Below are 13,213 nucleotides of genomic sequence, written 5' to 3' on the forward strand. Positions count from 1 at the left end.
TATTTTGGACTGCAAAATTACAGTTTTTTATGTTATTTGAAACATATAAATGTAAAACTAGGTGTCTAACCGTTTAATTTTTAATAATATAATCCGTTTTTACCACCACAGGAATACCCGTTGCCGTAATGCCTTCTAAAGTTACTTTTACAGTAGTTTCAACCTTACTGTTATAATAGGTTGCTCGAGAAGTGCCTGTTTGGTCTGGGTGTACGTACGGATTCCAAAACAACGTATTGCGTACGGCATCTGTATTATCCATTTCTAAAGATGGTTTGTTTGGATCGGGTGAATAAAACACACGAGCATCATAAAATCCTTCTATTCTTTGATTGATATTATGGTATTCTTTTTTAGATTGTACATTTGCAGTAGGGTCCTTTGTGTAAATAGCAATAACGCCATTAGCCCCTTCCGAACCAAATATAGCTGCTGACGGGCCTTTTATTGCATCAATTTTTTCAACATTATCTGGCAAGATAAAGTTTATCTGAGAAGAGTCGTTTATTGGAAATCCGTCTAATATAATATGTGCAGCCCCATTAAATCTCATAAAACGGATGCTATCTCCGTCAACAATAACACCTGGGATGTTGTATTGAATTAATTGATAAATATCGTTAAAAACAGGAGTTTCGTCTCCTACTACATAGCTAAAATCTGGAATGCCGTATAAACTTGGTGTGGAGTTCTTCTTTTTGGCAATAATTTCAACTTCATCCAATATGTTTTCTGGGGCAATTCCATAATTAACATACTTTTTTAACATAGTTTCTTTTATGATTTCTGTAATTAATGGTATACTGGTTGATTGTTTTTTAAATTCTACTGGCATAGGATTTTGCTCAAATGGAAATGCAATAATCTCTCCTTTACCTTTTCCTTTGTCGTCTTTTGAATTTAAAAACATATTGGTTGTTCCATAAAACATAAGGTTTTCAAATTTAAAAATCCCAAGAGAATCTGTTTGGGTATCAAATATATTTATCCCTGTTTTTCCCATTAAAGCTAAAGTCATGTTACTATTTATTTTTGGTTTGTTTCCAAAAAGTTGCTTTACTCTACCAGATACGGTAAAGCCTTTTTCTGGTTTGTAATAAATAGTATCATTCATTTTTGGCATTTCTTTCCATAAAAAATCGCGCCAACCTTGTGTTAAAAGCAATAAATCTAGATGGTACAAACGTTTTGGGTTGCTAGAATCGAAATAATAACTTGGATTGTGTACATTTCCTTTAATATCAGATTCCATCAAAAAATAAGAACTAATGTTTGTTCCGTAATCTTTTGTATCATTCTGTCCATTCGTGTCGGTACAACTTAATGAAAAGCTCGCCGGCACTAAATTACCTGTGCTGGTTTTAGATGACACATTAACCATCACCTGTTCCAATGGTTTATAAACCTTTTTATTGGTTGTTACGCTTACTTGCAGGTCGTGTTCTTTTTCAATATAAACCAAGCGTTCGCTTTGCGGTCTTAAATTAGCATCGTATAATGTTATTTGAGTGATGCCATCGGCAATTTCAGATTTAGGCAATTCAAAAGAAAGTGTTGTGCTGGTTAAAGGTAAGCTTCCTTCAAAATAAGAAGCTCCTCTTGTGGTACAAACAAAAGTAAGCAACGCTTGTGGTGTTTCTGTTAAGGTTTCCTTATTGGTTTTTATCGTTATGATATCTTTTCCTTGAACATTTTTAAAACTCAATAAGTAACCGGTTTCATTTACTTTAGGAAGCGGTACACTAATTAAACGCCCGTCTGAAATTGAAACTTTAGCATGATACGCTTTTCCTGCTTGTGGTTCCATTTGAAATTTTCCCATCCCATCATGACTGCTTAAAAACATTGCCACTAATTCCTCATTTGCATCAAAAACCTTCCCTTCCACCTTAATAGGGTTTCCATAATCATCAACCGCCTTAAAAGCTACAACACTTTGAACACTATTTACCAATGACCCTCCCTCTGGGAAAAATTGAATATTAGGAGATTTTTCAGAAGATCCAATCACATTTTCATCTGCTTTCCTAGGTTTCAATTTACCTGCCGTTTCTTTAGCCTCCTTTTGTTTTTCAAAAACATCAATAACCTCAATCTCTTTTTCAAATACAAAATCGTTTCCAAAGTTTCTACTATAATTGGTATATGCTCTAATTTGATAAGTCCCTGGTTTTTTTATGCCTATTGAATCAGTCAATTTAAAATCACCATGGCCTAAACCGTTTTCCAAGGGTGTTTTATTACGTGAAATTATTTTAGAATCGGGCGAAATTAATTCTACATATAAAATATTGCTTTCATTAAAAAGTATATGGTTATAGGCGTAAACCGAATAGGCTTTATACCATAACGATTCACCAAGTGTATAGCAAGTTCTATCGGTATGTATATATACTTTTTCAATTTTGGGAATCGACTTTTTTTCCTGTGCATTTAATAAGATCGTCGTGGTAAAAAACACTAAAAAACACTTTAATAATTGTTTCGTAATTCTGTTTAATGAATTTAACATTTAAAAATGGAGGTTAATTTAGTTTAGATATTATGTAACACAAATGAAATTAAGACTTTAAAAATAGATAAAAGTTTAATTTCTTACATAAAAAACACCATAATAGATTATAAATTTAATACCAACAAATAGTTATTTGGGTTTAAATCGCACATTTATAACTAATCTGTTATGAGATAGTACAATTTACATGTATGCAATCTTTCAGCCTCATTTAAAAACATCTATATTTGCAAATTAAATTAGGATAGAATTTCCTTTATGAAGAATATTAGAAACTTTTGCATTATTGCACATATAGACCACGGTAAAAGTACTTTGGCAGACCGTTTGTTAGATTTTACAGGTTCAGTTACCGAGCGTGAAAAGCAAAACCAGCTACTCGATAATATGGATTTGGAGCGTGAACGTGGTATTACCATTAAATCCCACGCCATACAAATGGACTATACCTATAAAGGTGAGCAGTATATTTTAAACCTTATTGATACTCCTGGTCACGTAGATTTCTCTTATGAAGTGTCGCGATCTATTGCAGCCTGTGAAGGGGCCTTACTTATTGTAGATGCAGCACAAAGTATACAAGCGCAAACTATTTCCAACCTATATTTAGCCTTAGAAAACGATTTAGAAATTATTCCTGTTCTTAATAAAGTAGATTTACCGAGTGCCAACCCTGAAGAAGTTACCGATGATATTGTCGATTTATTAGGTTGCAAACCCGAAGACGTTATTCACGCCAGTGGAAAAACAGGTTTTGGTGTTGATAATATTTTAGCAGCAGTTATTGAGCGTATTCCAGCACCTAAAGGAGACCCCAATGCACCATTGCAAGCCTTAATTTTTGACTCTGTTTACAATACCTTTAGAGGTATTGAAACGTATTTTAGAGTGTTTAATGGTGAAATTAAAAAGGGTCAAAAAATTAAATTCGTTGCGACTGATAATGAATATTATGCCGATGAAGTAGGTACGCTAAAATTAACCCAAGTAGCCAAACAATCTGTAAAAACGGGCGATGTTGGTTATTTAATCACAGGTATTAAAACCGCTAAAGAAGTAAAAGTTGGTGATACTATTACCGATTTCGCAAACCCAACCACCAATATTGTTGAAGGCTTTGAAGATGTAAAACCAATGGTTTTCGCTGGTATTTATCCTGTTGACACAGAAGATTATGAAGAGCTTCGTAGCTCTATGGAAAAACTACAATTAAATGATGCCTCTTTAGTATTTATTCCAGAAAGTTCGGCGGCATTAGGTTTTGGTTTCCGTTGTGGGTTCTTGGGCATGCTTCACATGGAAATTATCCAAGAACGTTTAGAACGTGAGTTTGATATGACGGTAATTACAACAGTTCCCAACGTGTCCTATCATGCATTTACAAACAAAAACCCAGACGAGGCGTTTATTGTAAATAACCCATCCGATTTACCAGATCCTTCCACCGTAAACCGAGTTGAAGAACCTTATATTAAAGCAACTATTATTACAAAAGCCGATTTTATTGGTAACGTCATGTCGTTGTGTATTGAAAAACGAGGCATTGTAACCAATCAAACCTATTTAACTACCGAACGTGTTGAATTAACTTTTGAAATGCCTTTGGCTGAAATTGTATTCGATTTTTATGATAGATTGAAAACCGTTTCAAAAGGCTATGCTTCTTTTGATTACCATCCAATTGGCATGAAAGTATCAAAATTAGTTCGTTTAGATATTTTACTGAATGCACAACCCGTTGATGCGCTTTCTGCATTAATTCATGCCGATAATGCTCAAAATATTGGTAAAAAAATGTGTGAAAAGTTGAAGGAGTTAATTCCGCGTCAACAATTCGATATTCCTATTCAAGCTGCTATTGGCGCTAAAATTATTTCGCGTGAAACCATAAAAGCACTTCGTAAAGATGTAACCGCTAAATGTTATGGTGGCGATATTTCGCGTAAGCGTAAGCTTTTAGAAAAGCAGAAAAAAGGTAAAAAACGTATGCGTCAAGTAGGTAATGTAGAAATTCCTCAGCAAGCGTTTATGGCTGTTTTAAAATTGAATGATTAAAATTTCATAACCAGTACTCTTTTGAGTGAACCATCAAAATCTGTACTTTAAATTTATTAACAATTCTCTTGACTTAGAGGCTTCAATTTTCATTGAAGCCTCTTTTCATTAATACAAAGCAAAATATCATTGAATTATTAAAACTAAAAAGCGCTATTTAAAGCTTTTTTTTAGTGATTATTTCAATAATTTCCATTTCTGTGCTTTTTTCTTTAAAAATGCGATTTCAACAAAGTTATTAACAATATTTTTGTAAGTTTATAAACTAACTACATTCAATTATTGATATTTTATTCCTAAGCCAAGTTTATATGGTTTTTTTAAAATTAAATTTTAACCAATTTTCTTTTAAAAGAAGTAATACCTTGTCATTTCTAGTGAATTTAAAGATTGTTCTATGAAGTTGTATCGATAAAATGAAAAACTATTATTAAATTAATTTTGACCTTGATTTTATGAAAGCATTGTTTTTTACGCGCGAATTTCCACCTTATGTATACGGCGGAGCAGGAGTGCATGTTGAATATTTGGCAGCAGAATTATCAAAACTAATGGAAGTAGATGTTCGTAGTTTTGGTGACCAGAATGAAAAAACTGAAAATTTAACCGTTAAAGGATTTCCATACGACAATACCGTTTTTAATGGATCTGATTCCCAACTTAAATCTGTATTTCAAACTTTAAGTACGGCTATACATATGAACGCCGATAAAATAGATGCCGATATTGTACACTGCCATACTTGGTATGCACAATTTGCTGGTATTGTTGCTAAACTTTGCTATGGTACGCCACTAGTCATAACAACACATTCATTAGAGCCATTAAGACCCTGGAAAAGAGAACAATTAGGTAGAGGTTACGATGCCTCTTCATGGGTAGAAAAAACCGCTATTGAAATGGCAGATGCCATTATTGCCGTTTCCAAAGAAACCAAAGTGGATGTTTTGCAACATTTTAATGTTGATGAAAGTAAAATAAAGGTTATTTACAACGGTATCAATCTTCAACAATATATAGTAACCTCTGAAACTACAACACTTGATGCCTATGGAATTGATAAAACAAAACCCTATGTATTATTTGTTGGAAGAATTACCAGGCAAAAAGGCATTATCCATTTAGTAAACGCCATAAAATATATAGACCCAGACACTCAAATAATTTTGTGTGCTGGTGCTCCTGATACAAAGGAAATTGGTAAAGAAATGGAAGACGCTGTTAACGAGGTTAAAAAAACGCGCAACAACGTTATTTGGATTGATAAAATGCTTGAAAAACATGAGGTCATTCAATTATACTCACATGCCGATGTATTTTGTTGCCCTTCTATTTATGAACCTTTCGGAATCATTAATATTGAAGCCATGGCATGCAACACTGCTGTAGTGGCAAGTGCTGTTGGAGGTATAAAAGAAGTTGTGGTTCCTGGTGAAACTGGCATATTAATTCCTTTAGAACAACAAAAAGAAGCTCCGTTTGAACCTATAAATCCAGATAAATTTTCTAGAGATCTTGCCAAAGGGATTAATGATTTAATTAATGATGATGCCTTAAGAAACAACATGGCAAAAAATGGGCGAAAACGAGTAGAAGACTATTTTGATTGGGTAGCCATTGCAAAGCAAGTTGAAGAACTATACAAATCTTTAATTTAGAGTTCAAATCAATAAAAGAAATTAAACACAATAACCTTAAAACTAACCGACCATGATTAACAACAAAGTTTTATCAATTATTTTAGGTGGAGGCCAAGGCTCAAGACTTTACCCTTTAACAGAATCAAGATCCAAACCGGCAGTGCCTATTGCTGGAAAATATCGGTTAGTTGATATTCCCATTTCTAACTGTATCAATGCCGATATAAAACGAATTTTTGTGTTAACACAATTTAATTCGGCTTCGTTAAATCGTCATATAAAGGACACCTATCATTTTAGTTTTTTTAGTAGTGCTTTTGTTGATGTACTTGCAGCTGAACAAACGCCTGCCAACAAAGGTTGGTTTCAAGGTACTGCTGATGCTGTTAGACAAAGTATGCATCACTTTTTAAGACATGATTTTGAATATGCTTTAATACTTTCAGGAGACCAATTATATCAAATGGATTATGATTTGATGGTTGAAGCGCATATAGCAAGTAATGCAGAAATTTCTATCGCAACCATTCCTGTAAACGCAAAAGATGCCACCTCCTTTGGTATTTTAAAAGCTAATGACGAAAACGTTGTTACTTCATTCATAGAAAAACCAGATGCAAGTTTATTGCCAGAATGGACTTCGGAAGTTAGCGACGACATGAAGCATCAAGGACGTAATTATTTGGCGTCTATGGGTATTTATATCTTTAACCGCAAACTTTTGGTTGATTTAATGAACGACCCTTCAACTATAGATTTTGGTAAGGAAATCATTCCTCAGTCTATAGAAGCACATAAAACATTAAGTTACCAATATGAAGGTTATTGGACCGATATTGGAAACATAGATTCCTTTTTTGAAGCTAATATTGGACTAACTGATGACATTCCAAAATTCGATTTATACGATAAATCAAAACGTATTTATACCCGTGCCAGAATGCTTCCAACTTCAAAAATTTTAGGTACTACATTAAATAAAGCTGTGATTGCTGAGGGCTGTATAATAAGTGCGGCCAAAATTGAACAATCGGTTATCGGGGTGCGTTCCAGAATAGGAAATGAATCTACAGTAATTAATACTTATATGATGGGTTGCGATTATTATGAAACCCTTGAAGAAATTGAGAATTACAGAATTAAAATCTTAATGGGAATTGGCGAACGCTGTTTTATTAAAAATGCTATTATTGATAAAAACTGTCGAATTGGTGATGATGTAAGGATTAATGGCGGAAAACATTTAGAGGACAAAGAAACCGATATGTATGTTATTAAAGAAGGTATTGTAGTTATAAAAAAAGGCGCTACAATTCCTGTTGGCTACGTTATTTAAACAATAATTTATCTTAATAGCAAGTATATTTTAAAAGCCGTGAACTATCATTTACCGCTTTTACTATCTTAAAACTAACTAAAAACAATGCAAGACCAAAGAAGAGTTGTAATAGACTACGTATCACCTAGTGTTAATGGTGGCGAATTTTATATAAAACGTGTGGTTAACGAAATAGTTAATATTAAAGCACATATTCTCGCAGATGGCCATGATGTGCTTGGGGCATCAGTTTTATACAAACATGAAAAGGAAAAAAACTGGAGGGAAAATCGTATCCAACTTGTTGTAAATAACGAATGGGAAGGTTCTTTTTATGTTGAAAAACAAGGGTTTTACACCTATAAAGTAGAAGCTTGGGTAGATTATGCCTTAAACTGGCAACATGGTATTGAACGTAAAATTGCCGATAGCCAACATGTAAATTCAGAACTACTTGAAGGAATAGCTTTTTTAGATGAAATTCATGAAAAAGTGTCTCAAAACGATCAATTTTATCTAGACCATTTAAAAAACATTTTTGCTAACGAAAACCATTATGACGAAGCCATAAAAGAAGCAACCAGTGAACGCCTTCATCATATTTTTAGTGCTAACCCGCAAAAAATATTGGCAAATACTTCCAAGGAATACACCGTTTATGTTGATAGAAAAAAGGCGCGTTTTAGTACTTGGTACGAATTTTTTCCGCGTTCTGCTTCAGAGCATCAAGGGGTTCACGGTACTTTTAAAGACTGTGAACGTTTGCTACCAAGAGTTGCAAAAATGGGGTTTGACACATTATACTTTCCCCCTATTCATCCCATTGGAGAGGTAAACAGAAAGGGCAAAAATAACACTACTACTACTGTTGAAGGCGATGTAGGTTCCACTTGGGGTGTTGGATCTCACCATGGTGGACACAAAGCCATTCATCCACAATTAGGCTCTTTAGATGATTTTAAAAGTTTAATTCATAAAGCAAAAGAGCATGGTCTTGAAATTGCCATGGATTATGCGTTACAAGCAGCTCCTGATCATCCGTGGGTAAAAGAACACCCGCAATGGTTTAAATGGCGACCAGATGGCACTGTTCAATATGCCGAAAATCCTCCAAAAAAATACCAGGATATTTTACCTATTTATTGGGAAAGCGAAGATTATCTAGCACTTTGGGATGAGTGTTTAGATATTTTAATGTATTGGATAGATTGTGGTATCAATGTTTTTAGAGTTGATAATCCACACACCAAACCTTTCTATTTCTGGAACTGGATTATATCTAACATAAAAGCAAAACATCCTGATGTTATCTTTTTAGCCGAAGCGTTTACGGCGCCAAAAGTCATGGCGCAATTAGCAAAACAAGGTTACACACAATCGTATACCTATTTTACATGGAGAAACAATAAACATGAACTAACAGAATATGTGGAGGAGTTAACAAAAAGTGAACTTCGTGAGTATATGCAGCCCAATTTTTGGCCAAATACACCCGATATTAACCCAATGCACTTGCAAGGGGCTAACGAATCAAAACATATTCAACGCTATGTGCTGGCAGCTACTTTAAGTTCCAGTATCGGACTTTATGGTCCTGTTTATGAATATATGTTAAGTGATGCCCTTATTGGCCGTGAAGAATACTTAAACTCTGAAAAGTTTCAAATAACACATTATGATTGGACTATTGAAAACAAACTAATTACCGTTATTTCAAAAATAAATCATATCCGTCAACAAAACGAAGCACTTCAACAAACCAATAATATAAAATTCTGTTATGTTGAAAATTCAAACCTTATGGCTTTTTATAAATGGAATGAAGCTAAAACAAACGAATTATTAATCATCATTAGTTTAGATGCTTTCAATTCTCAACAAGGAACTATACAGCTACCATTAAAAGAATTAGGTATTCCTGCAGGCCATAGAATAGAAGTTAAAGATTTAATAACCAACAGTAGTTATAATTGGTATAATGAATGGAATTTTGTAGAACTACACCCAACCTTACCGTTCCATATTTTCAATATAACGAAATAACATGCTAAAAGAACCTGCAATAAATGGATTGAAAACAACTTACGATTTTAACGAATCGTGGGAAGAATTGTTAGATAATAACAATTTTGTAAAAATCTTTTTATCAGATGTTTTAGAAGCCTATATTATTAAACAACGGTGGTTTGGTGGTAAATCCAGCACTATAAAATACATTGAATTAGCCGAATATTTTAAAATTCAACAATTTGGTGAAATTTATTACGGCCTGCTTTTAGAAGTTAATTTTGTTGAAGCTTTTTATCAGCATTACTTTTTGCCCATTGCATTTGTTACTGATGACACTTTTTCTCAAGAAGATAGAATTCTTTCAATAAGCATTAAAAACAAAAAAGGCTATATTATTGATGCCGTTAATTTAGAATCTTTTAGAAAATTGGTTTTTGAAAGAATAACTACGGCATTACCAAAAGACACCACAAAAGTTCAATACCATAAAAGTCATTTTTTTACTGATATAGTATATAAATCGTCTCGGTTTATGGGCTTAGAACAAAGCAACACATCGTTGGTTTACAATGATGAAAAATATGTATTAAAATTTTTTAGACGCATTTTTGCCGATAAAAATCCAGATTATGAAATGAGTCGGTTTTTGTCTGAGAAAAAAGAATTTAAAAACACTCCATCTTATCTTGGAAGTATTAATTTGGTTGATGCAGATAACGATTATATAACCATTGCATTGATGCAGGAAATGGTGCCAAACCAAGGTGATGCTTGGGAATATATGCTAAAAGAATTCCATACTGTTTTCTCTAATATCGAGTTAAAAAGCATTAATGTTAATATGCTTCCCGAAACCGAATTATTTCAGCGATTAGCAATAGAAGCCGTTCCTCCGCAAATTATAGAATGGGTAGGATTAGACCTTTTTAAAAAAATTCAAACCTTGGCAAAACGCACCGCAGAAATGCACATTGCCTTAGGGTCTGAATTTGAAGAAACTGCCTTTACACCTTCTCGTTTCAATGGAGATTATACGGTTTGGCTGAAAAACAGAATGATATACCAGTTTCAAAACAGGTTAAACGCTGTTGAAAATAACCTCCACAAATTAGATGGTTTAGCGTTAAAATTGGCTCATGAAATTTTAAAAAACAAAAACAGTATCCGTAAGCGTTTTACAACATTTGATTGGACCAAACTAAAAGGCGAGCGCATTCGTGTTCATGGCGATTATCATTTAGGGCAAATTTTAGTTAAAGACAACGATTTTTATATTTTGGATTTCGAGGGAGAACCCGAAAGTACTATTCGCGATAGAAAAGTAAAACAACCTCCTTTAAAAGATGTTGCAAGTTTGCTCAGATCGTTTCATTATGCCATTTATGCTACAATTTTCAATAACAAAGAACGATTTAGCAACTTTACACAAGATTATTTATTTAAAGCAGGCGAAATTATTTATGGTTACATTTCAGGTGTGTTTTTAGGCACTTATGTGACCAAAACGCAACACGCAAATTTAAATACAGGATACAATCAAGAACGCATTTTTATTTTAAAATACTGCTTATTAGAGAAAGCAGTTTATGAATTAGGTTACGAACTTAATTCGCGTCCGCAATGGGCAATTATCCCTTTAAAGGGTATTTCTAATATTATAAACCACTAATTTATGGCTCAAGTACAAGTTCACAGTTTGTTTTCAGAATTCGATATCAACCTTTTCAAAGCAGGTAAACATTACAGACTTTACGAAAAATTTGGATCACACATAACAACAGTTAAAGGTATTGAAGGCACTTATTTTGCAGTTTGGGCACCCACTGCAAAACAAGTTTCTGTTATTGGCGATTTTAATTTTTGGATTGAAGGTGAGCACCAACTAAACGTTCGCTGGGATTCTAGCGGTATCTGGGAAGGCTTTATTCCCACGGTTGGAAAAGGCAATATTTATAAATACAAAATTCAAAGCCATAATAACGATATCAAAACAGAAAAGGCAGATCCTTATGCACGCCGTTGTGAGCATCCACCAAAAACAGCTTCCATAGTTTGGGACGACACCTATAAATGGAAGGATACAGATTGGATGAAAAAGCGTAAAAAACACAACGCTTTAGATGCACCTTATTCGGTTTACGAAGTTCATTTAGGATCGTGGAAACGCCATTTAGAAGAAGACCGCTTTTTATCATATTACGAATTGGCAGACGAATTGGTAACCTATGTTAAAGACATGAATTTTACGCATGTAGAATTGATGCCAATTATGGAATACCCTTACGACCCATCGTGGGGTTACCAATTAACAGGTTATTTTGCACCAACATCGCGCTTTGGGTATCCAGAAGAATTTAAATATTTAGTAGATAAATTACACCAAAACGATATAGGTATTATACTCGATTGGGTGCCTTCACACTTTCCTGAAGATGCACATGGATTAGGGTTTTTTGACGGCTCTAATTTATACGAACACCCTGATAGACGTAAAGGTTACCACCAAGATTGGAAAAGCTTAATATTTAACTACGAGCGTAACGAAGTAAAATCGTTCTTAATAAGTAATGCCATCTTTTGGATGGATCAATACCATGCCGATGGCCTGCGTGTAGACGCTGTCGCTTCCATGTTATTTCTAGATTATTCTAGAGAAGATGGGGAATGGGAACCTAATATTTATGGTGGTAGAGAAAATTTGGCTGCTATCGAATTTCTAAAAGAACTAAACCAAGAAGTATATGCATCGTTCCCAGATGTACAAACAATAGCAGAAGAATCTACAGCATTTCCAGGGGTTTCAAAACCAGTATTTTTAGGAGGTTTAGGCTTTGGAATGAAATGGATGATGGGTTGGATGCACGACACACTGGAATACTTTGGAAAAGACCCAATTTATAGAAAATACCATCAAAACGACATTACATTTAGTTTAGCCTATGCATTTTCAGAGAATTTTATGCTACCGCTTTCACATGACGAAGTGGTGTACGGCAAAAACTCCATTTTAGGAAGAATGCCAGGAGACGAATGGCAACGTTTTGCAAACCTTCGATTATTGTTTGGTTGTATGTTTACCCATCCCGGAACTAAACTCATGTTTATGGGTACCGAATTTGGACAATATAACGAATGGAATTTTCAAGAAAGCTTAGATTGGAATTTATTAGAATTCGAACCGCATAAAAACTTTCAGCAATATTATAAAGCATTAAACACATTCTACAAATCAACCCCTGCCCTATTTGAAAAAGCATTTACAAGTGAAGGATTTGAGTGGATTAGTTACGACGACCATGAAAACTGTGTGATCTCATACTTAAGAAAAGGGTATCAAGCTGAAAATGATGTAGTAGTAGTTTGTAATTTAACACCAACTATAAGAGAAAACTATCTTATAGGGCTTCCTATAAAAGGAAGGCTCATTGAAATATTTAATAGTGATGATATCGATTTTGGTGGTAGTGGTGTAACTAATAAAACCAAAAAACAGGTATTAATTACTAAAAAATCTTGGAATGGTAAAGAGTATTCTGCTGAAATAACGTTACCTCCTTTAGCAGTAACTGTTTTTCAGTTTAAATCTTAAAAAACGCTTATTTATAATGTTAAAACTTAGGTTTCGTTATGGCTAAATTGGTCTTAGCGAAGCCTTTTTTGTATTCAAAAATTAAA

Annotated in this window: 7 protein-coding genes; 6 read left to right on the forward strand and 1 reads right to left on the reverse strand. The window is 33.9% G+C overall.

The window, feature by feature from the left end; translation table 11 throughout:
• Positions 1–73: 73 nt before the first annotated feature.
• The gene (locus VP395_RS08475) at positions 74–2,512 is read right to left on the reverse strand and encodes a TonB-dependent receptor plug domain-containing protein (RefSeq protein WP_346241452.1); all 2,439 of its coding nucleotides are present in this window, start codon (positions 2,510–2,512) and stop codon (positions 74–76) included.
• 261 nt (positions 2,513–2,773) lie between these two features.
• On the opposite strand from VP395_RS08475, the gene lepA reads away from it, so the two are divergent.
• The 6 genes from lepA (at position 2,774) to glgB (ending at position 13,127) form a co-directional block, all read left to right on the forward strand.
• Entirely contained in the window at positions 2,774–4,570 is a 1,797-nt protein-coding gene (gene lepA / locus VP395_RS08480) for a translation elongation factor 4 (RefSeq protein WP_346241454.1), read from the forward strand.
• Between the two features lie 455 nt (positions 4,571–5,025).
• Positions 5,026–6,228 (forward strand): glycogen synthase, encoded by a 1,203-nt coding sequence (glgA, locus tag VP395_RS08485; RefSeq protein ID WP_346241456.1) that lies wholly within the window; start codon positions 5,026–5,028, stop codon positions 6,226–6,228.
• A gap of 52 nt (positions 6,229–6,280) precedes the next feature.
• The gene (locus tag VP395_RS08490; RefSeq protein WP_346241458.1) at positions 6,281–7,546 is read left to right on the forward strand and encodes a glucose-1-phosphate adenylyltransferase; all 1,266 of its coding nucleotides are present in this window, start codon (positions 6,281–6,283) and stop codon (positions 7,544–7,546) included.
• An 87-nt stretch (positions 7,547–7,633) separates the two neighbouring features.
• Positions 7,634–9,571 carry an alpha-1,4-glucan--maltose-1-phosphate maltosyltransferase gene (locus VP395_RS08495; RefSeq protein ID WP_346241460.1) on the forward strand — a complete coding sequence of 646 codons (1,938 nt, stop codon included), beginning with the start codon at positions 7,634–7,636 and terminating at the stop codon, positions 9,569–9,571.
• A gap of 1 nt (position 9,572) precedes the next feature.
• Positions 9,573–11,207 carry a trehalose synthase gene (locus tag VP395_RS08500; RefSeq protein WP_346241462.1) on the forward strand — a complete coding sequence of 545 codons (1,635 nt, stop codon included), beginning with the start codon at positions 9,573–9,575 and terminating at the stop codon, positions 11,205–11,207.
• Positions 11,208–11,210: 3 nt separating this feature from the next.
• The gene (glgB, locus tag VP395_RS08505) at positions 11,211–13,127 is read left to right on the forward strand and encodes a 1,4-alpha-glucan branching protein GlgB (RefSeq protein ID WP_346241464.1); all 1,917 of its coding nucleotides are present in this window, start codon (positions 11,211–11,213) and stop codon (positions 13,125–13,127) included.
• Positions 13,128–13,213: the final 86 nt, after the last annotated feature.

Source organism: Mariniflexile soesokkakense (assembly GCF_039650365.1).
Classification (GTDB): domain Bacteria; phylum Bacteroidota; class Bacteroidia; order Flavobacteriales; family Flavobacteriaceae; genus Mariniflexile; species Mariniflexile soesokkakense.